At 57.9% G+C, this 24460-nt stretch carries 19 protein-coding genes and 1 pseudogene; 5 read left to right on the top strand and 15 right to left on the bottom strand.

All coding sequences use genetic code 11. The features are described from left to right. The first annotated feature begins 35 nt into the window (after positions 1 to 35). Positions 36 to 1430, top strand: a complete 1395-nt coding sequence (locus tag FEE99_RS12610; protein WP_052392193.1) for an RCC1 domain-containing protein — start codon at positions 36 to 38, stop codon at positions 1428 to 1430. Positions 1431 to 1572: 142 nt separating this feature from the next. Here the strand turns inward: FEE99_RS12610 and FEE99_RS12605 are convergent, their stop codons facing one another. The 14 genes from FEE99_RS12605 to flhA form a co-directional block, all read right to left on the bottom strand. Then, complete coding sequence (locus FEE99_RS12605) at positions 1573 to 1968, bottom strand: DUF2802 domain-containing protein (protein WP_016771049.1); 396 nt, start codon at positions 1966 to 1968, stop codon at positions 1573 to 1575. 1 nt (position 1969) lies between these two features. Beyond that, on the bottom strand, positions 1970 to 2455 hold the full coding sequence (locus FEE99_RS12600; RefSeq protein ID WP_016771050.1) for a chemotaxis protein CheW: 486 nt from the start codon (positions 2453 to 2455) through the stop codon (positions 1970 to 1972). Between the two features lie 90 nt (positions 2456 to 2545). Next, on the bottom strand, positions 2546 to 3499 hold the full coding sequence (locus tag FEE99_RS12595; protein ID WP_041479626.1) for a CheW domain-containing protein: 954 nt from the start codon (positions 3497 to 3499) through the stop codon (positions 2546 to 2548). Between the two features lie 118 nt (positions 3500 to 3617). After that, positions 3618 to 4406: a ParA family protein gene (locus FEE99_RS12590; RefSeq protein WP_024012121.1), complete on the bottom strand. Its 789-nt coding sequence runs from the start codon at positions 4404 to 4406 to the stop codon at positions 3618 to 3620. A 43-nt stretch (positions 4407 to 4449) separates the two neighbouring features. Beyond that, the gene (gene motD, locus FEE99_RS12585; protein WP_041479627.1) at positions 4450 to 5340 is read right to left on the bottom strand and encodes a flagellar motor protein MotD; all 891 of its coding nucleotides are present in this window, start codon (positions 5338 to 5340) and stop codon (positions 4450 to 4452) included. A gap of 12 nt (positions 5341 to 5352) precedes the next feature. Continuing rightward, complete coding sequence (locus tag FEE99_RS12580; RefSeq protein ID WP_016771055.1) at positions 5353 to 6093, bottom strand: flagellar motor protein; 741 nt, start codon at positions 6091 to 6093, stop codon at positions 5353 to 5355. Beyond that, positions 6093 to 7232, bottom strand: coding sequence for a protein-glutamate methylesterase/protein-glutamine glutaminase (locus FEE99_RS12575; RefSeq protein ID WP_041479628.1), 1140 nt, complete (start codon positions 7230 to 7232; stop codon positions 6093 to 6095). The genes FEE99_RS12580 and FEE99_RS12575 overlap by 1 nt, the downstream gene beginning before the upstream one ends. A gap of 49 nt (positions 7233 to 7281) precedes the next feature. Next, positions 7282 to 9567: a chemotaxis protein CheA gene (locus FEE99_RS12570; protein WP_041479629.1), complete on the bottom strand. Its 2286-nt coding sequence runs from the start codon at positions 9565 to 9567 to the stop codon at positions 7282 to 7284. 53 nt (positions 9568 to 9620) lie between these two features. Then, positions 9621 to 10409: a protein phosphatase CheZ gene (locus FEE99_RS12565; RefSeq protein ID WP_016771058.1), complete on the bottom strand. Its 789-nt coding sequence runs from the start codon at positions 10407 to 10409 to the stop codon at positions 9621 to 9623. Between the two features lie 18 nt (positions 10410 to 10427). Then, positions 10428 to 10799, bottom strand: coding sequence for a chemotaxis response regulator CheY (locus FEE99_RS12560; RefSeq protein WP_024012118.1), 372 nt, complete (start codon positions 10797 to 10799; stop codon positions 10428 to 10430). Positions 10800 to 10966: 167 nt separating this feature from the next. Beyond that, complete coding sequence (gene fliA, locus FEE99_RS12555; RefSeq protein WP_016771059.1) at positions 10967 to 11707, bottom strand: RNA polymerase sigma factor FliA; 741 nt, start codon at positions 11705 to 11707, stop codon at positions 10967 to 10969. After that, complete coding sequence (fleN, locus tag FEE99_RS12550) at positions 11704 to 12534, bottom strand: flagellar synthesis regulator FleN (RefSeq protein ID WP_016771060.1); 831 nt, start codon at positions 12532 to 12534, stop codon at positions 11704 to 11706. Before fleN ends, fliA begins: the two co-directional genes overlap by 4 nt. 116 nt (positions 12535 to 12650) lie before the next feature. Further along, positions 12651 to 13991 carry a flagellar biosynthesis protein FlhF gene (gene flhF, locus FEE99_RS12545; RefSeq protein WP_041479630.1) on the bottom strand — a complete coding sequence of 447 codons (1341 nt, stop codon included), beginning with the start codon at positions 13989 to 13991 and terminating at the stop codon, positions 12651 to 12653. An 11-nt stretch (positions 13992 to 14002) separates the two neighbouring features. Then, positions 14003 to 16132 carry a flagellar biosynthesis protein FlhA gene (gene flhA / locus FEE99_RS12540; RefSeq protein ID WP_016771062.1) on the bottom strand — a complete coding sequence of 710 codons (2130 nt, stop codon included), beginning with the start codon at positions 16130 to 16132 and terminating at the stop codon, positions 14003 to 14005. A gap of 470 nt (positions 16133 to 16602) precedes the next feature. Here flhA and FEE99_RS12535 point away from each other — a divergent pair. The 3 genes and pseudogenes from FEE99_RS12535 to FEE99_RS12525 all read left to right on the top strand — a co-directional run. Next, positions 16603 to 16833, top strand: a pseudogene (locus FEE99_RS12535) (DUF6124 family protein); the annotation flags it as partial. 275 nt (positions 16834 to 17108) lie between these two features. Next, the gene (locus FEE99_RS12530) at positions 17109 to 19310 is read left to right on the top strand and encodes a hypothetical protein (protein WP_156497533.1); all 2202 of its coding nucleotides are present in this window, start codon (positions 17109 to 17111) and stop codon (positions 19308 to 19310) included. 567 nt (positions 19311 to 19877) lie between these two features. Next, entirely contained in the window at positions 19878 to 21692 is a 1815-nt protein-coding gene (locus tag FEE99_RS12525; protein WP_064361078.1) for a hypothetical protein, read from the top strand. Between the two features lie 294 nt (positions 21693 to 21986). Here FEE99_RS12525 and FEE99_RS12520 read toward each other — a convergent pair whose 3' ends face one another. After that, positions 21987 to 22223, bottom strand: a complete 237-nt coding sequence (locus tag FEE99_RS12520) for a hypothetical protein (protein WP_041479029.1) — start codon at positions 22221 to 22223, stop codon at positions 21987 to 21989. 401 nt (positions 22224 to 22624) lie between these two features. Here FEE99_RS12520 and FEE99_RS12515 point away from each other — a divergent pair, with 401 nt between their 5' ends. Continuing rightward, entirely contained in the window at positions 22625 to 24418 is a 1794-nt protein-coding gene (locus FEE99_RS12515; RefSeq protein WP_052392183.1) for a hypothetical protein, read from the top strand. Positions 24419 to 24460 lie beyond the last annotated feature (42 nt).

The following is a 24460-nucleotide window of genomic DNA, read 5'->3' as shown; positions in this document are numbered from 1 at the left end:
TGCCCGCAGGTCCACAATCTCGAGGGATTGATTCCATGCCAAACGAGAAAGATGAATTGCCCCTGAACATAAACGCTGAAGGCGGACTGCTGGTCATGGGCGCACGCGGCAATCGGGGTGGTCTTGGCAACTTCTACACGCGCAGCTGGCGACTTGTAGCGCTGGACGCCTCAACGCTCAAACCGTTGAACGTCACGTGGCAGTATGTTGGAGACAAGCAGTCCGCCACTGCTAGCGAATTTTTCGATGTCCGGCCTTATGAGGAACTGATCGTCTGGTCGGGCAAGAAACGGATAACCCTGAACCCGTCAAACATTATCGGTACATCATTCGCCCTGTGCGCTGTTTTGGACAGCCGGGCAGTCCATGCATGGGGTCACGTCGATGGCGGCGGCACTTTGCCGGAACCGGTAAGAGAAGCGCACGACGTCGTAGAGTTGTCGGCGGGGATGAGAGCCTTTGCGATTCGGCGCGCGCAAGGCAATGTCCTCGCTTGGGGACTTCAGCCCAGCGGGACCGTCCCCGAAGATATCGCACAGCTGAATACGGTTGTCGCGGTGTCGGGAAGCACTTATGTTTTCGTAGCCCTTCTTGAATCGCGCAAGCTTGTCGCATGGGGCATGCCCGAGATGGGAGGCGCACTTCCGCCCGAAATCGCCGATTTGACCGATATCATGCAAGCGTCGGGTGGCCAGTATGGTTTCGCCGCGCTGCGCAGCACTGGCAACGTCGTCTGTTGGGGCTATCATGACCATTCAGCGCAGTTGCCGGACGATATCGCGTTGCTCACCGACATAACCAGACTGGCTTGCTCGACTCATGCTTTCGCAGTACTGAGCGACAATGGCCAAGTGCGCGCATGGGGGCATGAATCGCTTGGAGGCCAAGTGCCGTCGGACATCGCAGCGCTGAGAGATATCGTCGACCTGGCCAGTAACAGCTCAGCCTTTGCAGCACGCAGAAGCAATGGCGCACTGGTCGTATGGGGACATATGCCGCCCATGCCAGAAGAGATTGCCAGTCGCAACGACATCGTCCACGTCATAGGCTCCGGATCCGGATTTGTCGTGCTGTGCGGGGATGGCTCAGTGCACGCTTGGGCTACCCTCCCCAGCGATATCGTTAACATTCCGCCAGACATTCGCCAGTTGAGAGACATTGTCGCCATTAATGCCAACCAAGACGCGGTCGTAGCATTGCGCAGCAACGGCGTGGCAGTTGCGTGGGGAAGAGAGAACGGCGGCGGCGATACCAGCGCAGTTGCCCATTTGCTCACTGACGTTCGTGCTGTGTACGGAGGAGGCGATACCTTCGTGGCACTCAGGGCAGATCGTCGGGTAGTGGCTTGGGGCAACGCCGACTTCGGCGGTAACGGTGAGCAGAAAGCCCTGTATCAACTGATCAGTTACACAAAAACTCCGGCGAGCTGATCCGGACAACTGCGAATCGCTATGCCTGAGATGCAATCGAGAAAAAAGATCGCAGCCTTCGACAGCGCTTACACGAGATTTATGCAGGCGCTGCCTCCGATGCGATCTTTTGATCTTGCTTGCCGCTTGAAGCTTGAAGCCCCTAGCTGCCCTTGTGCAACTTGCGCATCAACTCCGCCTCAGCCTGGGTCAAGCCGCACGACTGAGTCAGTTCATCGACGCTGGCGCCCATGCCCACCAGTTTCGCCGCTTGGGCGAATGACAGGCTCGACGGGTCGCGTTGTTCCAGTGCAACGATCTTGTCCGGCAACGGGCTTACCACCGCGCGCAACTCGTGCAGGGCCTCGCCCATGCGCACGTTGCCGTTCTGGTAATCGTCGACGCGTTTGGCCAGTTCCTTGATGCGCTGATCACGCAGCGCATCACCCTGGGCCTGCTGTGCAGCGATCACTCGCTGCGCCTTGATGTACGAGACGAACATCGCCAGCGTGCCGGCCCAGAACAGGAACAGAACAATTACCGCAACCTCGAGAATCAAATCAGATGCTCTCCAGTTCCGACCATTCTTCTTCGCTCATCATCTTGTCCAGCTCGACCAGAATCAGCAGCTCATTGTTCTTGTTGCACACGCCCTGAATGAACTTGGCCGATTCTTCGTTACCGACATTCGGCGCGGTTTCGATTTCCGACTGACGCAGGTAAACCACTTCGGCGACGCTGTCGACCATGATGCCAACGACTTGCTTGTCGGCTTCGATGATGACGATACGGGTGTTGTCGCTGATCTCGCCGCTGTGCAGGCCGAAGCGCTGACGGGTGTCGATCACGGTGACCACGTTACCGCGCAGGTTGATGATGCCCAGCACGTAGCTCGGTGCACCCGGCACCGGCGCGATCTCGGTGTAGCGCAGCACTTCCTGCACGCGCATCACGTTGATGCCGTAGGTTTCGTTATCCAGTTTGAAGGTCACCCATTGCAGGATCGGATCTTCAGAACCTTTTGCATTCGACGCCTGACTACTCATACCCTGACCCCTCGAAAAAACCGCCCCGGGCGGTGTGTGTTCTGTGTGGTGGCATTGGAAAATGCCATCGCCTGATTGTTATGTCGGCTGCTATGTCGGTTTATGTAGCGGCTTGTTGCCACTCAAGTGCTTTGCCCCGCCGCTGGCGATCAACTCGGCCAGCGCGGATACGTCAAGCAATGCACACATGTGCTCGATCACGGTGCCGGCGAGCCATGGCCGCTGACCCCGGTGACTTCTCCATTTGATTTCATTCGGGTCCAGGCGCAACGAGCGGCTGACCTGATGCACTGCCAGCCCCCACTCGTAACCTTGTACCGAAATCACGTATTGCAGGCCCTGCCGGAAGTCATCGCGGTAACGATCCGGCATGACCCAGCGCGCGGTGTCCAGAACTTTCAGGTTGCCAGCCTGGCTCGGCAGAATCCCGAGGAACCATTCCGGCTGACCGAACAGCGGCGTCAGCTCGTGACCGGCCAGCGAGTAGATCGAACCGAGGCACACCAGTGGCACCGCCAGGGTCAGCCCGGCAACATCGAACAGCAAGCATTCGAAGGCTTCGGCAGCCCAGGCCGGACGGCCATCGGGTTCGACCGGTGGCGGCGGGTTGTTCGGTGGCAGGTGCACTTCGACCAGCGGCGGGACCAGCACCTTCGGCTCCGCAATCTGCGGCGCGGGTTCTGGCTCCGGCTCGGGTTCCGGCACGGTCAATAATTGCGTTTGCAGCAGCGGCGCCAAGGTCGACAGCGGCGCGCGCGGTTCGTCGATCAGCGCGACTGGCGCTTTGGCCACGGGGGCAGCAGCGGGCGCGGCAATTGGAGCGACGGATTTCTGCGCGTCGCGGGCCTGTTCTTCCAGCACCGCGGCCTGGAACTCGTCCATGGCCTCGGTGCTTTCCACCACTTCAGGCTGCGCCTGTTCGACGACTGGCGGCGGCGCTTCGACCGGCGCAGGCAAGTCCTCGGGCAGGTCGAGCAACAGGTCTTCCAGATAGGACTGCAAGGCCTGTTGCGGACGAGAAGTCAGCTTCACCGGCCGGTTCATGCGCGACTCCCGGTAGGAGCTGCCGCAGGCTGCGATCTTTTGATCTTTTCAGGAACACTCACAGGCAAGATCAAAAGATCGCAGCCTGCGGCAGCTCCTAGACGAATAAAGATCATGCTCAGGCCACCTGCGGAACAAGTTGCTGCGCGAGCAGGTGCTTGAGCAGCGCGCGGTAGGCCAGCACGCCACGGCTCTTGCCGTCGAATTGCGAAGGCGTGACGCCCGCCCGGCTGGCGTCGCGCAGACGAGTATCGACCGGGATGTAGCCGTGCCAGATGTCGTCGGGAAATTTGTCACGCAGCACGCGCAAGGTGCCCATCGACGCCTGCGTGCGGCGGTCGAACAGGGTCGGCACGATGCTGAACGGCAACGGCTGTTTGCGCGAACGATTGATCATCGCCAGGGTGTTGACCATGCGCTCCAGACCTTTCACGGCCAGGTGCTCGGTCTGTACCGGGATCACCAGTTGCTGGCTCGCCGCGAGGGCGTTGACCATCAGCACACCGAGCAACGGCGGGCTGTCGATGATCGCGTAATCGAAGTCCTGCCACAATTGCGCCAGACTCTTGGCGATCACCAGGCCCAAGCCACTCTGCCCCGGCGACTGTCGCTCAAGGGTGGCCAGTGCGGTGCTCGATGGCAGCAGGGAAATGCGTTCGTCGCTGGTCGACAACAGCAACTGCCCCGGCAGGCCTTGCGGCACGCTGCCCTTGTGCAGAAACAGGTCGTAGTTACTGTGCTCCAGGCTGTCGGGGTCGTAGCCGAAATAGCTGGTCATCGAGCCGTGCGGGTCGAGATCGACCACAACCACGCGCTTGCCCGCCTCGGCCAGCAATCCGGCTAAAGCGATGGAGGATGTGGTTTTACCGACACCACCCTTTTGATTGGCGACTGCCCAGACTCTCATTCAGTTCGTTCCTCCCGGCCAGATCGGCTGGCCGAGACATGCTTCAGCGTGTTAATGCGGGCGACGGAGAATTGACGGCACTCTCGCGTCCCGGCGTCTTGACCGGGGTCGGTGCAGTTTGTGTGCCAGCGCGCTTCAACGCCGCGTCCGGTTGCGCATTGGCGGTTCCGGTGCCCGTCAGGCTGCGGCGCACATCAAGATTGCGCGACACCACCAGCACCACGCGACGGTTCTTCGCCCGGCCTTCGACCGTGGCGTTGTTGGCCACCGGCTGGAATTCGCCGTAGCCCACCGACGCCAGTCGCCCAGGGTTTACGCCCTGCATGGCGAGCATCCGCACGATGCTCGCCGAGCGCGCCGAGGACAGTTCCCAGTTGGTCGGGTACTGCGCGGTGCGGATCGGTTGATCGTCGGTGAAGCCTTCGACGTGGATCGGGTTATCGAACGGTTTGAGGATCGCCGCGACCTTGTCGATGATGTTGAACGCGATGTCGCTCGGCATGGCATCGCCGCTGCCAAACAACAGGCTGGAATTGAGCTCGATCTCGACCCACAACTCGTTGCCGCGCACGGTCATCTGGTTGGAGCTGATCAAGTCACCGAAGGCGGCGCTGATGTCATCGGCAATGCTTTTCAGTGGATCGCTGGACCCGGAAATACCGGCGTCGACCTGTTCGGCATCCTTGACCAGCGGCTTGGCCGGGGTCACGGTTTTCGGTCGTTCGTCGCCGATCGGGATCGGTTTGAGCGAGCGGTCGGAATCGGTAAACACGCCGATCAGCGCTTCGGAAATGACTTTGTATTTGCCTTCGTTGATCGACGAGATCGAGTACATCACCACGAAAAACGCGAACAGCAAAGTGATGAAATCCGCGTAGGACACGAGCCAGCGCTCGTGATTGACGTGTTCTTCCTGGTGGCGACGACGAGCCATGAGGTTATTCCCTTAGTCCATGAAGCCTTGCAGCTTCAACTCAATGGAACGAGGGTTTTCACCTTCGGCGATCGACAGAATTCCTTCCAGCAACATTTCGCGATAACGCGACTGCCGCAACGCGATGGACTTGAGCTTGGCCGCGACCGGCAAGAGGATCAGGTTGGCACTGGCCACGCCATAGATGGTCGCGACGAACGCCACGGCAATGCCGTTACCCAGTTGCGACGGATCAGCGAGGTTGCCCATCACGTGAATCAGGCCCATCACCGCACCGATGATGCCGATGGTCGGCGCGTAGCCACCCATGCTCTCAAAGACCTTGGCCGCTTCGATGTCGCGGGATTCCTGGGTGTAGAAATCCACTTCGAGAATGCTGCGAATGGCTTCCGGCTCGGCGCCGTCGACCAGCAATTGCAGGCCCTTGCGCGAATAGCTGTCAGGCTCGGCGTCGGCCACGCCTTCGAGGCCGAGCAAGCCTTCCTTGCGCGCCGTCAGGCTCCAATTGACCACGCGGTCGATGCCGCCGGCCAGGTCGACACGCGGCGGAAAGAAGATCCAGCCGAGAATCTGCATGGCGCGCTTGAACGCACTCATCGGCGATTGCAGCAGCGCAGCACCGACCGTGCCGCCCAGCACGATCAGCGCTGCCGGGCCGTTGGCCAGCGCGCCGAGGTGACCGCCTTCAAGGTAGTTGCCGCCGATGATGGCGACGAACGCCATGATGAGGCCGATTAGGCTGAGAACATCCATCAGATACACGCCTCGACGATGTGCTTGCCGATGTCGTCCAGACCATACACGGCATCAGCCAGATCGGCTTTGACGATGGCCATCGGCATGCCGTAGATCACGCAGCTAGCTTCGTCCTGCGCCCACACCGAACTGCCGCCCTGCTTGAGCAGACGCGCGCCTTCGCGGCCGTCGGCGCCCATGCCGGTCAGCACCACTGCCAGAACTTTGTCGCCGTAAGACTTGGCTGCAGAACCGAAGGTAATGTCCACGCACGGCTTGTAATTCAGACGTTCGTCACCCGGCAAAATCTTCACCGCGCCACGGCCGTCGATCATCATCTGCTTGCCACCCGGTGCCAGCAGCGCCAGGCCCGGACGCAGGATGTCGCCATCCTCGGCTTCCTTGACGCTGATGCGGCAGAGCTTGTCGAGACGCTCGGCAAACGCCTTGGTGAACGCCGCCGGCATGTGCTGGATCAGCACGATCGGCGCCGGGAAGTTCGCCGGCAACTGCGTCAGTACGCGTTGCAGCGCGACCGGGCCACCCGTCGAGGTGCCGATGGCAACCAGTTTGTAGGCTTTGCGTTTCGGTGCCGGCGACGAAGCACTTGCAGCGGATGCACGGGCAGGCGCAGGTGCAGGACGTGCCGGGACAGGGCTGCTGTGGCTCGTGTGGCTGCCGTAGCTCGACGCTGCCGGAGCAGGCGTCGGCGCTGGCGCAGCGGCGGGAGCCGGCGCGCTGTAGGCACTGAAACGACGATTGCTGCGCGAGATGCTGTGGACTTTCTCGCAAAGCAGTTGCTTGACCTTCTCGGGGTTGCGCGAGATGTCTTCGAAATTCTTCGGCAGGAAATCCACCGCGCCGGCGTCCAGCGCATCGAGGGTTACCCGCGCGCCTTCATGCGTCAGAGAGGAGAACATCAACACCGGGGTCGGGCAGCGCTGCATGATGTGCCGCACTGCCGTGATGCCGTCCATCATCGGCATCTCGTAGTCCATGGTGATCACGTCAGGCTTGAGGGCCATGGCCTGATCGATCGCCTCTTTACCGTTGGTGGCCGTACCGACCACCTGGATGCTCGGATCCGCCGAAAGAATTTCCGAGACGCGGCGGCGGAAAAAACCCGAATCGTCCACCACCAGGACTTTGACTGCCATAAACACTCCATTAGGTGCAGCGGCGCGTCATCGCGCCGCCACCCCGGATTCAAATACGCTTTGTGGCGTAACGCTTGAGCATGCTTGGAACATCGAGAATCAGCGCAATGCGGCCGTCACCGGTGATGGTGGCGCCGGACATGCCCGGAGTTCCCTGGAGCATTTTGCCCAATGGCTTGATGACCACTTCTTCCTGGCCGACCAGTTGATCGACGACGAAGCCGATGCGCTGAGTGCCCACCGAAAGAATCACCACATGGCCTTCGCGCTGCTCTTCGTGAGCGGCGGAGCTGACCAGCCAGCGCTTGAGGTAGAACAATGGCAGCGCCTTGTCGCGCACGATCACCACTTCCTGACCGTCGACGACGTTGGTGGTCGACAGGTCGAGGTGGAAGATTTCGTTGACGTTGACCAGCGGGAACGCAAACGCCTGATTGCCCAGCATGACCATCAGCGTCGGCATGATCGCCAGGGTCAGCGGCACCTTGATGACGATCTTCGAACCCTGGCCCTTGGTCGAGTAGATGTTGATCGAACCGTTGAGCTGGGAAATCTTGGTCTTCACCACGTCCATGCCGACACCACGGCCGGACACGTCGGAGATCTCGGTCTTGGTCGAGAAACCCGGGGCGAAAATCAGGTTGTAGCACTCGGTATCGCTCAGGCGATCGGCGGCGTCCTTGTCCATCACACCGCGTTTTACCGCGATCGAACGCAGGACGTTCGGGTCCATGCCTTTGCCGTCGTCGGAGATCGACAGCAGGATATGGTCGCCTTCCTGCTCGGCCGCCAGCACCACGCGACCGCCACGGGCCTTGCCCGATGCTTCGCGTTCTTCCGGCGACTCGATGCCGTGGTCGACAGCGTTGCGCACCAAGTGGACCAGCGGGTCGGCCAGAGCCTCGACAAGGTTTTTGTCGAGGTCGGTTTCTTCACCCACCAGTTCCAGGTTGATTTCTTTCTTGAGCTGACGTGCGAGGTCGCGAACCAGACGCGGGAAGCGCCCGAAGACCTTCTTGATCGGCTGCATCCGCGTTTTCATCACGGCGGTCTGCAGGTCAGCGGTGACCACGTCGAGGTTCGACACAGCCTTGGACATGGCTTCGTCGCCGCTGTTTAGGCCCAGACGCACCAGACGGTTACGCACCAGCACCAGCTCACCGACCATGTTCATGATCTCGTCGAGCCGCGCGGTGTCGACGCGCACGGTGGTTTCCGCTTCGCTGGCCGGTTTTTCTGCCGGTGCAGCGGCTGGCGCACGGGCCGGAGCCGGTGCAGCAGCGGCGGCCGGTTTCGGCGCCTCGGCTTTCGGTTCAGGCTTGGCGGCAGGCTTCGGCGCAGCAGCGGCAGCCGGAGCTTTCGCCGTTGGCGTGGCGACGCTCGACGCAGAGCCGGCAGTCGCAGCGCTGGCGTCAAACTTGCCTTTGCCGTGCAATTCGTCGAGCAGCGATTCGAATTCGTGATCGCTGATCAGGTCACTGCCGGCCGCAGCGGCTGCCGGTGCAGCAGGTGCTGACGGGGCCGAAGCGATGGCCGATTCCAGCGCGTCAACGGCGAAGTTGCCCTTGCCGTGCAACTGATCGAGCAAGGCTTCGAATTCGTCGTCGGTAATGTCCGAGCTGTCACCCGCAGCAGGCGCGGCCGGAGCAGCCGGCGCTGCTGGTGCCGCCAGAGCGACCGCATCGACAGCAAACTGGCCTTTGCCGTGCAGTTGATCAAGCAGCGATTCAAACTCGGCGTCGGTGATTTCATCGCTGGCCGCCGTGTCGGCAACCGGCGCGGGCGCCACAGCAGCGGCCGGAGCCTCGGCCTGGGCCTTGACGGCGTTCAGCGAGTCCAGCAGTTGTTCGAATTCGTTATCGGTGATGTCGTCCGAGGAGTCGCTTTCAACGACCAGTTCTTCGATCATCTCGGCAACCGGCGAAGCCGGGGCTTCATCCGCCGATTGCGGTTCGGCCAGACGCGCCAGCGCGGCCAACAGTTCCGGCGTGGCAGCGGTGATCGGTGCACGCTCACGGACTTCGCTGAACATGCTGTTCACCGCGTCCAGTGCTTCGAGCACAACGTCCATCAGTTCTGCATCAACGCGACGCTCACCCTTGCGCAGGATGTCGAACACGTTTTCGGCGATGTGACAGCACTCCACCAGCTCATTGAGCTGAAGGAAGCCGGCGCCCCCTTTTACAGTGTGGAAACCGCGAAAAATTGCATTGAGCAGATCTGCATCATCCGGACGGCTTTCCAGCTCGACCAGTTGTTCGGACAGTTGCTCAAGAATCTCGCCGGCCTCAACCAGGAAATCCTGAAGGATCTCTTCATCGGCGCCGAAGCTCATTAATGGGGTGCTCCTACAGGTCTAAAAACCCAAAAAACCCGAATTCCGAAACTCTAGAATCCAAGGCTGGATAACAAATCGTCCACATCGTCCTGACCGGACACAACGTCTTCTCGTTTATCGGCATGAATCTGCGGACCTTCACCCTGCGAGAGATGTTTTTGTGGATCTTTTTCAGCAAGCATTGCGGCGCGGTCATGTTCGATGCCCGCAAAGCGGTCGACCTGACTGGCCATGAGCACGAGTTTGAGCAGATTGCTTTCGACTTCGGTGACCAGTTGGGTCACACGCTTGATCACTTGACCTGTGAGGTCCTGGTAATCCTGAGCCAGCAGGATGTCGTTGAGGTTGCTCGACACCGCACGGTTGTCCGTGCTGCTGCGTGACAGAAAACCGTCGACCCGGCGCGCCAGTTCACGGAACTCTTCAGCCCCGACCTCGCGACGCATGAAGCGGCCCCAATCGGCGCTCAACGTCTGCGCTTCATCAGCCAGACTATTGACCACCGGGGTGGCGCTTTCCACCAGATCCATGGTGCGGTTGGCCGCGGCTTCCGTCAGCTTGACCACATAGCCCAGGCGTTCGGTGGCGTCGGTGATTTGCGACACTTCCTCGGCCTGCGGCATGTGCGGATCGATCTGGAAATTGACGATCGCACTGTGCAGTTCACGTGTGAGCTTGCCCACTTCCTGATACAGGCCGCGGTCACGGGTCTGATTGAGCTCATGGATCAGTTGCACCGCGTCGCCGAACTTGCCTTTTTCAAGGCTCTCGACCAGTTCGACCGCGTGTTTTTTCAGGGTCGATTCGAAATCGCCCTGTGATGATTCGTTATGCTCCATAGCTCCCCCGCGCATTCATCAGCCGATGCGTTCGAAAATCTTCTCGATTTTGTCTTTCAACGCTTGAGCCGTGAAAGGTTTGACTACGTAACCGTTCACACCGGCCTGAGCGGCCTCGATGATCTGCTCGCGCTTGGCTTCAGCAGTCACCATCAACACCGGGAGGTGCTTGAGTTTTTCATCGGCGCGCACGTGACGCAGCAGGTCGATACCGGTCATGCCCGGCATGTTCCAGTCCGTTACCAGAAAGTCGATGCTGCCGCTGTTGAGCACCGGAATGGCAGTGGTGCCATCGTCGGCCTCGACGGTGTTGGTGAACCCAAGATCGCGCAGCAGGTTCTTGATGATCCGCCGCATCGTTGAGAAGTCATCAACGATGAGGATTTTCATGTCTTTGTTCAATTCGACCTCCAAGCAGTCTTAAACGCGCCCAGCACCTGGACGCGCCACTTCAATCAATCGGCGCAGCACTTAAAGTTTGTCTGGAGCACAACGGATCGAGACCGGCGCCGTTCATCACCGCACCAGCCTCGTTTCGCAGTGTCCCCACACTGCCTTCAGCGCGCTCGCCACTCCCCCAAACGCCCCCGCAGACGGGCCGCGCACTGGCTGTGTAACTGGCTGACCCGCGATTCACTGACGCCAAGGACTTCACCGATTTCCTTGAGGTTCAGCTCTTCGTCGTAGTACAGCGCCAACACCAGTCGCTCACGCTCCGGCAAATTGGCAATCGCGTCCGCCAGCGCCGCCTGGAAGCGTTCATCTTCCAGATCGCGTGACGGCTCCATATGAGCACTGGCGCCATCCTCGTGCAGCCCTTCGTGTTCGCCGTCCTGCAAGAGGTCGTCGAAACTGAACAGGCGACTGCCCAAGGTGTCATTCAGAATCCCGTAGTAATCGTCGAGACTCAATTGGAGTTCGGCCGCAACCTCGTGATCTTTAGCGTCACGGCCGGTTTTAGCTTCAATCGAGCGAATCGCGTCGCTGACCATCCTGGTATTACGGTGAACCGAGCGTGGCGCCCAGTCCCCTTTGCGCACTTCATCGAGCATCGCGCCGCGGATTCGAATGCCCGCGTACGTTTCGAAACTGGCGCCTTTGCTGGCGTCGTATTTGGTCGAGACTTCCAGCAAACCGATCATCCCGGCCTGGATCAGGTCTTCGACCTGCACACTGGCCGGCAGGCGCGCCAGCAAGTGATAGGCAATGCGCTTGACCAGTGGCGCGTAGCGCTCGATCAATTCGTATTGCGCGTCACGCGCCGACTTTTTGTAAAGATTCATGCCACTGGCGGTCATATCACAGGCCCTGCGGTTTGCTGCACGAGACGCTCGACGAAAAATTCCAGATGCCCGCGCGGGTTGGCGGGCAGCGGCCAGGTATCGACCTTCTGGGCGATGGCCTTGAAGGCCAGTGCGCACTTGGAACGGGGAAAGGCTTCGTAGACGGCGCGCTGCTTCTGCACTGCCTTGCGCACGCTTTCGTCGTATGGCACGGCGCCGACGTATTGTAGGGCGACGTCGAGGAAGCGATCCGTGACCTTGGTCAACTTGGCGAACAGGTTGCGCCCTTCCTGCGGGCTCTGCGCCATATTGGCCAGCACGCGGAAGCGGTTCATGCCGTAATCGCGGTTGAGCAACTTGATCAGCGCGTAAGCATCGGTGATCGAAGTCGGCTCGTCGCAGACCACCAGCAACACTTCCTGGGCGGCGCGTACGAAACTGACTACCGAGTCACCAATACCCGCAGCGGTGTCGATCACCAGCACGTCGAGATTGTCGCCGATGTCGCTGAACGCCTGGATCAGGCCGGCGTGTTGCGCCGGGCTCAAGTGCACCATGCTCTGCGTGCCGGAGGCCGCCGGCACGATGCGAATCCCGCCCGGGCCTTGCAACAGCACGTCGCGCAGTTCGCAACGGCCTTCGATAACGTCGGCCAGTGTGCGCTTGGGTGTCAGCCCCAGCAGAACGTCGACGTTCGCCAGGCCCAGGTCGGCGTCCAGCAGCATGACCCGACGGCCAAGCTCTGCCAGCGCCAGCGACAAGTTCACTGACACGTTAGTCTTGCCGACGCCACCTTTGCCGCCGGTCACCGCGATCACCTGTACGGGATGCATGCTGCCCATGTTATTTCTTTACCTTGTCTTGCATAGACGGAGGCCACATTACTGGCTGCGCGTTCCTGATCGGAACAATGCGTGGCAGACCATCGATGTAGGTACAAAAACTGTTCATGATTACCTCAGCCAACCTGCTTGGTCGGGCTGTGATAGATATCAGCGAACATGTCAGCCATGGCTTCTTCGCTGGGTTCTTCCTGCATTTGCACGCTGACGGCGCGGCTGACCAATTGATGACGACGCGGCAGATGCAGATCATCCGGAATCCGTGGGCCATCGGTCAGGTACGCGACCGGCAATTCATGACTGATCGCCAGGCTCAACACTTCGCCGAGACTGGCCGTTTCATCCAGTTTAGTCAGGATGCAGCCGGCCAGCCCGCAACGCTTGTAACTGTGATAAGCGGCGGTTAGAACCTGTTTCTGGCTGGTGGTTGCCAGGACCAGATAATTTTTTGAGCGAATGCCACGCCCGGCCAGGCTCTCAAGCTGCATGCGCAACGCCGGATCACTGGCTTGCAGGCCGGCAGTATCGATCAAAACCACGCGTTTGCGTAGCAGTGGATCCAATGCCTGCACCAGCGACTGACCCGGATCGACGTGCGTTACCGGCACGTTGAGGATGCGCCCGAGGGTTTTCAATTGTTCCTGCGCGCCGATGCGGAAGCTGTCCATGCTTACCAGTGCAACGTTCTGCGCGCCGTACTTGAGCACGTAACGCGCGGCGAGCTTGGCCAGCGTGGTGGTCTTGCCCATGCCGGCGGGGCCGACCATGGCAATCACACCGCCCTCTTCCAGCGGCTCGACTTCCGGTACGGCAATCATCCGCGCCAGGTGCGCGAGCAGCATGCGCCAGGCCTGACGCGGCTCTTCGATATCGGTGATCATCGCCAACAGATCGCGCGACAGCGGGCCGGACAGGCCGATGCGCTGCAGACGGCGATACAGATTGGCCTGGGCCGGACGGCTGCCTTGCAGCTGATTCCAGGCCAGGGTGCCGAGCTGCACTTCCATCAGCTCGCGCAGGCTGTTCAATTCAAAACGCATCGAATCCAGTGCACGCGGATCGACACCCGCCGAGGCCTGCGCAGGCGCTGCGGCCGGACGCGCCGGGGCAGCGTAGGTCGGCTCGCTCAGCGGCTCGGCAGCAGTCAGCGGCAGGCCTGCGGTCAACGGCAGCCCGGCGAACAACTGCTGATTGGTGTTGCCGTCGGCTTCGCCACGCAGGCTCAGCTCGGCCTGGGCGGTGACGATGCGCGACTGGGTCTTGCGCAGCTCGTCTTCGAGCTCCATGTTCGGAACCCGTGGCGCCAGCGCCGACAACTTGTAATCCAGAGCCGCCGTCAACTCGACGCCGCCGGCAATGCGGCGGTTGCCGATGATGGCGGCATCAGCGCCCAGCTCATCGCGAACCAGCTTCATGGCCTGACGCATATCGGCGGCGAAAAAACGCTTAACTTGCATAAACCACTACCTCAGCCGTTGGGCCCTACTGTCGCAACGATGGTCACTTGCTTGTTGTCCGGTACTTCCTGGTAGGCCAGTACATGCAGCCCTGGCACTGCGAGGCGGCCGAAACGCGAGAGCATCGCGCGAATCGGGCCTGCTACCAGCAGGATCACCGGTTGGCCTTGCATTTCCTGACGCTGGGCCGCTTCGATCAACGAACGCTGCAGCTTCTCGGCCATGCTCGGCTCCAGCAGAACGCCCTCTTCCGAGCCTTGTCCTGCCTTCTGCAGACTATTGAGCAATATCTGTTCCAACCTTGGTTCCAATGTGATTACAGGCAGCTCGGACTCAGTGCCTACAATGCTTTGGACGATTGCACGGGATACGCCGACCCGCACAGCGGCGACCAGCGCGGCGGTATCTTGACTCTTCGCAGCGTTGTTCGCGATCGCCTCGGCGATGCTGCGGATGTCGCGCACCGGCACGTGCTCGGCGAGCAGCGCTTGCAGAACCTTGAGCAACTGCGACAGCGAAACCACGCCCGGCACCAGCTCTTCCGCCAGTTTCGGTGAGCTCTTGGCCAGCAATTGCATGAGTTGCTGCACTTCCTCGTGGCCGATCAGCTCACTGGAGTGCTTGTACAGAATCTGGTTCAAGTGGGTGGCGACCACGGTGCTGGCGTCGACCACGGTGTAGCCGAGCGATTGCGCCTGGGCGCGCTGGCTGATTTCGATCCACACCGCCTCCAGGCCGAAAGCCGGATCTTTGGCGTTGATACCGTTGAGCGAGCCATACACCTGGCCGGGGTTGATCGCCAGTTCGCGGTCCGGGTAGATCTCGGCCTCGGCCAGAATCACCCCCATCAGGGTCAGGCGATACGCGCTCGGCGCCAGATCCAGGTTGTCGCGGATGTGCACGGTCGGCATAAGGAAGCCCAGATCCTGCGAGAGCTTCTTGCGCACACCCTTGATCCGCGCGAGCAATTGCCCACCCTGATTGCGGTCTACCAGCGGAATCAGGCGATAGCCGACTTCCAGGCCGATCATGTCGATCGGCGTCACGTCGTCCCAGCCCAGTTCTTTGGTTTCCATGGCGCGGGCCGGCGACGGCAGCAGTTCCTGCTGACGCTTGACCTCTTCCAGCGCCACGACCTTGGCGACGTTCTGCTTCTTCCAGAACAGGTAAGCGCCGCCTGCGGCCAGCGCGGCCATGCTCAGGAAGGAGAAGTGCGGCATGCCCGGCACCAGCCCCATCACCGCCATCAAACCAGCGGCCACCGCCAGTGCTTTCGGCGAGGCGAACATCTGGCGGTTGATCTGCTTGCCCATGTCTTCCGAGCCGGAAGCGCGGGTCACCATGATCGCCGCCGCTGTAGATAACAACAGTGATGGCAATTGCGCCACTAAACCGTCACCGATGGTCAGCAAGGCGTAAACCTTGCCCGCATCGCCGAAGCTCATGCCGTGCTGGAAGATACCCACGGCCATGCCGCCAATGAGGTTGATGAACAGAATCAGCAGGCCGGCGATGGCGTCACCACGGACGAACTTGCTGGCACCGTCCATCGAACCGTAGAACTCCGCCTCCTGGGCGACTTCCTGACGGCGCGATTTGGCTTGGTTCTGGTCAATCAAACCGGCGTTGAGGTCGGCGTCGATCGCCATTTGTTTGCCGGGCATCGCATCGAGGGTGAAACGCGCGCTCACCTCGGAAATCCGCCCGGCACCCTTGGTCACCACGACGAAGTTGATGATCATGAGGATAGCGAAGACCACGATACCGACCACGTAGTTACCGCCGATCACCACCTCACCGAAGGCCTGAATCACCTTACCGGCAGCGGCGTGGCCGTCCTGACCGTGGAGCATCACCACCCGCGTCGAGGCCACGTTCAAGGCCAGTCGCAGCAGCGTCGCCACCAGCAGAATCGTCGGGAACACGGCGAAATCCAGCGGCCGCAGCGCATACACGCAGACCAGCAGGACGACGATGGACAGGGCAATGTTGAAGGTAAAGAAGACGTCGAGCAGGAACGGCGGCACCGGCAACATCATCATCGCCAGCATGACCAGCAGCAACAACGGCACGCCCAGATTGCCTCGACTGAGGTCGGCAACGTTGGTGCGTGCTGTATTGAATAACTGAGTGCGATCCACCGGTTTTCCCCGTTCCTTTAAAGCAAACTTTTGACGCCCCGAACGGGCGCAGGGCGGCTACTGCAAGAAGCTTTCCAACTTTTGCCCAAGCAAAAAAGATCGCAGCCTTCGGCAGCTCCTACATGGATTTACGTCTCCTGTAGGAGCTGCCGAAGGCTGCGATCTTTGTTTTTAAACGACGAGTTTAAAAGACACCTGCCGACACGGTCTCAAGGCTACAAATCCTTGCGCCATTGCCTACAGCCAAGCCAGAATCCGCCGGCTTGTGCGCCTTGGGGTCGAGTTCTATCGTGGTCCGGTCGCTGACGAATCAGCGATCGGGTTTAGCGACTCGAACTCAAGTCAAAGGTGCATCAGCGTTCCAGGCTTCGTTGCGAATCTGTATTTTCGCGATTTCGTCATGGTGGCTGTATGCGGGAGACCTTCGGGTCTGCCGGGTGCCTTTGACCGGTTCGCTAACCCGCGTACAGCCGCCACCCTTCACCCCCCGCGCCATGTACGCCGTCACCGCCGACACAAAAAACGAAGACCTGCTGGCCAACGCCTGCGAAACCCTCGCCTCGGCCAAAACCATCGCCCAGGAATTCGCCGGGCTGGTCAAGCCATCGCAACGCCGGACGCTGATGGGGATTGCGCAGCTGATCATGCTCGGGGAATTGGCAGTGAATCGGGTGCTGGATAATCTGGAGTTGCCAGGATGATGCGGTTCGGCTGAGTGATTCGGGTGAGAGTGCCGGCCTTTCGCGAGCAAGCTCGCTCCCACATTTTGATCTTCTTGGATGCAAATCTTGCAGCGGCTGAAGATCCTGTCGAGTGCAGCTTGCGCGAGCTAGGCCTCTCGGCGGCGCAGGAGCGCCCACCCCTTCAGCGATACCATTAGTCGGAAAACCGTCCCCACCTGTCAGATCTGACAGGTGACGGACGCCTCTTTCTGCGTTGTGATGAACCTTGCCTGCCATTGTTCCTGGAGAACAGAATGAGCGTTCAAGTCCATTCAACCGAAGCCAACGCAGCCCTGGCCTTGTATCCCGTGTACCCCCCGCAATGGATAACACCGGTGCTGCCTCCAGGTACTGCTGATGGCGGCCTTCCTCTCTCGGCATTCACTCCATCTGGGGTAGAACTTGTCATCGACCCCATAACCGGCTTACGGAATTGGGTCATGGCGGCTTATGACGTCGTGACTATTTTTGTCAACGGAGTCAACACCGGCATCAGCAAAACCATCTATCCCGGTGAGGAGCAGGAACGCATTCTTTTGCGCGTGCCGGCGAGTTGGTTCACAAACGGTGTCAACGATGTCCGCTACAGAGTGACCCGAGCCAGCGGTAATGACGCTGACTCACCCACACTCAAGCTGCTCTACAACAACCCGGCGCCTACCGTCACCGTCAGCCATCCACCCAGCGTCGTACCGGGGCAGACGGCGGTCATCACGATCACCGTCGGTTACCCACGGCCTCACGACACGGTGACGCTCACCATAGGCACCTGGAGCATCACATTTGCCAACCCCACAAGCCCGATCAACCACACCCTGACGGCTGCAGAATTGCAGTTGATAGGCGACGGCACCCATTCGGTCTTCGCCAGGGTGCGCGATCAATTGACCAACAACAATGAGTCGGCGACGACCCCGATCACTATCACCGCCAATCAGAAGGTGTACAACTCGCCGATAATCGCTGAGGCCGTGGACGGCATGCTCGACGTGGCCGCACTGAGGGGCCAGGACGCCACGCTACGAGCACGCAACTGGACGGGAATCCAGGTCGGTCAGCAGGTGTGGCTGAAGGTCACTGGCCAGAAACCCGACGGCTCGGCGCACGTCCTGCAATTCTGGAATGGTGACACCCACAAGGTGAATGCGACCTGGGTCAGTCAGGGGTTCTGGGATAAACCGCTGCTCATAGCTTTTCTGAAAGAATTGAAAGAAGGATCGCTGTTGAAACTGGAATTCTGGGTATCGGAGGACAAGAGCAATGACTTCGCCAGCGCCACGCAGTTTCCTTATCAGGTGTATACCGTCATTGGCCTGCAACTTGACCTGCCACCCCCGACCTTGAACCCGCCCACAGTGCCGATTGACGTTTTGGCTAATCCGGATGGAGTGAAGCTTCAGATAACAGGTTTCGCAGCAGAGAAAGACGATAAGGCTCAATTCGTCCAGGTGAACGCGCCGGCAGGTGCGCCGCCGTTTCCGGTGGTGGATTTTGTTGGTGGAATTGCAGAGATTTTATTGAGCGCTGCGCTTCTGGCGGCTTGGCATGGCAAGGCGATTGAGTTTCGGTGGGATTTGATTCGCGCTGGACAGCCGGCCGGAGCATCAGCAATAGCCGGCTTTGATGTCAGGATTATCGCTGATGCAGATCCCCGCTTGCCAACGCCGAACGTGACCCAGGCACAGGATAATAAAACGTTAAACTTAAACAGCTTCACGGGCGATGCGGAAGTGACATTAGATCACTGGACTGGCATTTCGACGGATCAGATTATTAATCTACAGTGCATTGGAATCGACAACTCAGGCACCCCCCATACAATCGAGCTTCTGACCAACCATCAAATCACTGCGGAAAATATCGAACACGGTTTTATAGAGAGCCTATCAAGAAGCGAGCTCAATAAACTTAAGGACAACGAAGAGATTCAAATTAAAGCATGGGTAGAATTTGCCTCAAGCAACGGCGCTCCGACCATAATACTTCCGACGTTAATCCTCACTCTCATTATAATTCCAAACGAGATAATCATAAACTTTGATAATGAGCCGTCTCGAGCACTGTACACCGGGGAGTCACTCGAAACGCAGTATGTCACTATAACCAATATATCTTCGTCGCACCCCATATCAATATCGCCGGCAAGTGGCAGCGGTGACCCCCCATTACAAAACATTGAGAGGCAAGTAGTTTTTACATCATTGGGAACCTGCCAAATACACTTTAACTTTAAACATGCATTCACATACATCAGCTTTTATCAAGCCTGGGGAAACGTAACAAACAGGGCAAATTATTATGATTCAAAAGGATCTTTCCTAGGATATCAACTTCTGAGCCCCACAGTAAAAGGTCCCGCGCAACTTATCGAATTCAGAGGCACTGATGTTGCTCGAGTGGAAATAATCACAAATAATGACGCGATCGCCATCGACAATTTTAGATGTGTACGATAAACCGCCCCGCACCTGAATCAATAAAAAAGGTTAATCCAAGCTCCGGAGTTCGCAAAAAAAACACACACAAAGCGATACCATTGGTCGGAAAACCGTCCCCACCTGTCAGATCTGACAGGTGACGGACGCCTCGTTCTGCGTTGTGATGAACCTTGCCTGCCATCGTTCATCACCAGTGTTCGAGGAGAACAGAATGAGCGTTCAAGTCTATTCAACCGAAGCCAACGCAGCCCTGGCCTTGTATCCCGTGTACCCCCCGCAATGGATAACACCGGTGCTGCCTCCAGGTACTGCTGATGGTGGCCTTCCTCTCTCGGCATTCACTCCATCTGGGGTAGAACTTGTCATCGACCCCTTAACCGGCTTGCGGAATTGGGTCATGGCGGCTTATGACGTCGTGACTATTTTTGTCAACGGAGTCAACACCGGCATCAGCAAAACCATCTATCCCGGCTGCTCTACAACAACCCGGCGCCTACCGTCACCGTCAGCCATCCACCCAGCGTCGTACCGGGGCAGACGGCGGTCATCACGATCACCGTCGGTTACCCACGGCCTCACGACACGGTGACGCTCACCATAGGCACTTGGAGCATCACATTTGCCAACCCCACAAGCCCGATCAACCACACCCTGACGGCTGCAGAATTGCAGTTGATAGGCGACGGCACCCATTCGGTCTTCGCCAGGGTGCGCGATCAATTGACCAACAACAATGAGTCGGCGACGACCCCGATCACTATCACCGCCAATCAGAAGGTGTACAACTCGCCGATAATCGCTGAGGCCGTGGACGGCATGCTCGACGTGGCCGCACTGAGGGGCCAGGACGCTACGCTACGAGCACGCAACTGGACGGGAATCCAGGTCGGTCAGCAGGTGTGGCTGAAGGTCACTGGCCAGAAACCCGACGGCTCGGCGCACGTCCTGCAATTCTGGAATGGTGACACCCACAAGGTGAATGCGACCTGGGTCAGTCAGGGGTTCTGGGATAAACCGCTGCTCATAGCTTTTCTGAAAGAATTGAAAGAAGGATCGCTGTTGAAACTGGAATTCTGGGTATCGGAGGACAAGAGCAATGACTTCGCCAGCGCCACGCGGTTTCCGGATCAGGTGTATACCGTCATTGGCCTGCAACTTGACCTGCCACCCCCGACCTTGAACCCGCCCACAGTGCCGATTGACGTTTTGGCTAATCCGGATGGAGTGAAGCTTCAGATAACAGGTTTCGCAGCAGAGAAAGACGATAAGGCTCAATTCGTCCAGGTGAACGCGCCGGCAGGTGCGCCGCCGTTTCCGGTGGTGGATTTTGTTGGTGGGATTGCAGAGATTTCATTGAGCGCTGCGTTTCTGGCGGCTTGGCATGGCAAGGCGATTGAGTTGCGGTGGGATTTGATTCGTACCGGAGTTCCAGCTGGAGAATCACCAACAGTCAGGTTTGATGTCATGACAATTGCTGATGGAGACCCGCGTTTGCCGACACCCGTAATTCTCCAAGCAATTGGGCCGGACGGAGGAAAAGTACTTGATTTATCGACTTTTGATGGCGATGCGACTGTGACAGTCGATACCTGGACAGCCATGGCAAAGGGACAAAAGTTCTGGCTGCTTTGCGTAGGAAAAAAAGATGATGGATCGGACTACGAAATTTCGTTGGCTAATGGAATTGAAATTGAAATGCCAGGTAAATTGAGCAGAACGCTTTTGCGTTCGGAACTAGACCGCCTTGTTGATGGATCTCTTCGCGTGGACATTAGTGTTGGATTCAGCACCAACGGGGACAGAAACGACGCTACTCTGTTCCCTAGTCTAAATGTAGGCCTCAAGGTACGTGCAAAACTCATCATAGATGATTCACCTTTAGAGTTGTCAGGCAGGACAGTGTCAATCGTGAATACCAGTGGTCAGTACATCGATAGATGGCGCCTTACGGGTGTTCATCCGTCTGGAGCCTCAGCAAATCGTCAAGCGTCAGGAGGAGTGGGTCAAATTACTTATCAATCGGATAATCCAAAAATCGCAAACGTCAATGACGTCGGGTTAATCTGGAGTGAAGGTAATGGCAGCACCACCATCAATGTAAGAGATAGCTCAGGACAACATGCCTCAATTTCTGTTTCTGTAAGCAACGTCGAACAATGCATTGTCTCACCATCACTTATAGCTGATTCAAAGATTGATCAGTGGGTCAATGCGAATGGCCGTGCTGTAAAAACGTCAGACCTGGTTTTGTTCCGGACTAAATTTTTTGTGACTCAGCCCGCTGCCTATGGAATTCGCTCAGACGTTAGTTGGTATTGGGGGTTGTACAACGAAGGGCAAGGGTGGAGGGAGCATTCTTATCAATCTAGCCCTGGACACACTGTCTTGTGTTTGCGGTAGTGAGTCGACGCTTCGCCTAATCAGAATTGAGAGAAAAGGGGACAGGAGTAAAGGGAACGGATTTATTTAACCAGTGATCTAGAACAGCGGGGCTTGAACTTGGTTGTTTTCCTGACCGGGATGCCCCCTTAGCAAGCAGGCTCACTTTCGACGGTTGATCGCATTACAAGTGGAATCAAGTTTGCTCGCGAAGGCTGACTGACAGGCAATAATCGCCAAAAAAAACCGCCGCTGCGCATCAATCGGGACGGCGGTTTTCTTTTCAGGTGTTTGGCGATGAGGGCAAACTGCCGGTCAATACCGAAGGATTTTCACTTTCCCATTTTTGGTTCTGGGCAATTCGAACTCGACTTCGCCGCCCACTTTGATCTTCGCCTGCAAGGCCTCAGCCAATGGAACGCTGAATCGGTACTCTTTGGCAGTCAGAAAAAAACCCGTGGCTTCGGCAAAGGAAAGGGATCGTCCCGATTGCTTTGGTTTAATGGTGCCCCTTCCGGTTTTTTCATCGTAGCTGCTGAAAATACCTTTCATTGACTTGCTCCCTTGCACTCGCACACACGCCAGCGCCCGGTACGCGGCTGCACCTTGCATCAAACTGCAAAATCACGAGGAGCGCACCTGTCAGAGTTGACAGTAAAGGGAGGTCTCAGACCAATGGCTGCCCAGCAGCATCAAGAATCCCGACGCAAATCCGGCATCTCAAGCAGCATGACATGCTTGGCCAAAGCGATTTCGCGGACTTTCAAGGCGATGAATTCGCTGCCCTTGCGCCAGCAGTCCGAGACGCTTCGTGTCTCATCCGGCGACGAAGCTCCAACCGTTTGTCTGAAACATGCATTTACCTGTCAGATATGACAGTGGCCAAAATTCACAGACGAGTATGTGATAGCGCTTCACCCATTTGCCTGCCTCTCAAGGGCCAGGAGCGCGTCATGGACAATGAATCAACTATCGACATCCAATCCGACGAGTTGATTGAAGTTTTAAAACTGGTCCCGGTATTCATACCTGGCTGGGTGACCCCGGTGAAACCCTCAGGCCTTGCTCATGGCGGCATTCCGAGACGTCTATTCTCCGGGACACCGGAAAATGTGCGGTGCGTGGTCGATCCGTGGACTTTATTGCTAAACCGAGGCGTGGCGACGCTAGCTGAATATGAATCAGTCGAATTATTTATTAATGCTGGGAAAACCCCCGTATGCAGCGCCGTTATCGAGCCCGGCGAGGAAAATAAGCGAGTCGCGCTGTACGCTCCGAAAGCCAAGTTCATAAACGGCATTAACAAACTGCATTACGTAGTTAAACGGTTAAGCGGCAATGAGGAGTCATCGGATATCTTGCACGTGCTCTACCATCTGCACCCCCACGCCAACTTCAAGCTGATTATTCCATCGGAGGTAATCGCTTATGGTGTTACCGCTGAGCTGGCCAAGAGGGGCGTAACGTTCGAAATGAGCTACACCACTAAAGAACCCTTCGATCAAGTGCAATTACAGCTAGGCAATGCAACATTCATGATGGAGGTCACAGATCCCTCGGCACCAGTGAGCGTAACGCTATATACCGATGACTTTGAAAATTTTATTGACGGCGAGATCAATGCCAATTTCGAGGTGACGGACCAATTGGGGAACTTTGGCGAATCGCCGAATGAGACGCTGAACATTCGTCTTAAGGAGGAAAATCTGCCGCCCCCTACCCTCACCAACGTATTGGATTCGAACAATAACGAAGTGCCTGAAGGTGCCAGCACTATCAGCACCAAGTTAATCCTCAAGGGCACCGCCAGCAAAGGCAGGGAAGTCGAGATTTTCGATGGTAGCGGTCCGAGCGCAGTGTCGAAAGGCAAAGTAACCGCTAGTTCAATCGATGGAGTTTGGCAGCACACCATCACCATCACAGTCGGCGGTCACCGCTTGTATGCTAAATCGCTTTACCACCCTACCCCGGTTTATTCAAACGTCCGCAATCTGACAGCGGTAACAGCCCCTGCGCCCACACTGACCTCCGCTAGAGGCTTCCCAAGCGGGACTGCAATTGCCAACAATGGGTCTACTTTCGAGACTTCCGTAACGTTGAGCGGTACAGCAGCAGCTGGCCAAAAAGTTGAAATACTGGATGGTATTACGCCCAAAGGCCAACCCACCGCCGATGAGACGACCGGCGTCTGGCAGGGGCTTTTATCCGGGCTGGGCCAGGGTCCACATGTCTTCAAAGCCAAGGCTTTATATGGGCAGGAAGCTGAATCAGCCACATGGACTGTGACTGTAGCTGTTGATACCTGGAGAGATTCGATTACCGATTTCAATGGCAATGCCGGAAACTGGGCGCTTGGATCAGCCTCAAGAACAGCCAGAATTCTCAACGGTTATTATGAAAACTACACTTATGACGTCGCGGGCAACTCAGGGATTTTACTGAGCCAGACGTTTCAATTCGATGCAGCAAGAACCTACAGCTTTAGCTATCGAATAGCCAATGTCAGCCCGCAGCCCGATAACCAACCACCGAGGATCAGCGTCAGTACCTCCAGCGGCCTGGCGATTTTGGGACTGTTTGTTGTTCCCCGCAATGGCGCCTATTACGAGCAAACCGCTTCTTTCAGAGTACCGGTAAGCGGGCCATACACGATTTATATATCCAATCATGAAGATCGTGGAGGATACGGCGGAGCAAACGGTGGAAATGACTTCCACATCGACTACATCCATGTACGGCGGATATAAACAGAGACAATGCATCTTCAGGCAAAAAATCCGCCGCCCCAT

Source organism: Pseudomonas sp. ef1 (assembly GCF_007293365.2).
GTDB classification, from domain to species: domain Bacteria; phylum Pseudomonadota; class Gammaproteobacteria; order Pseudomonadales; family Pseudomonadaceae; genus Aquipseudomonas; species Aquipseudomonas siliginis.
The sequence above is the reverse complement of the archived record's forward strand: the minus strand, read 5'-3'. Positions and strand labels throughout refer to the sequence as shown.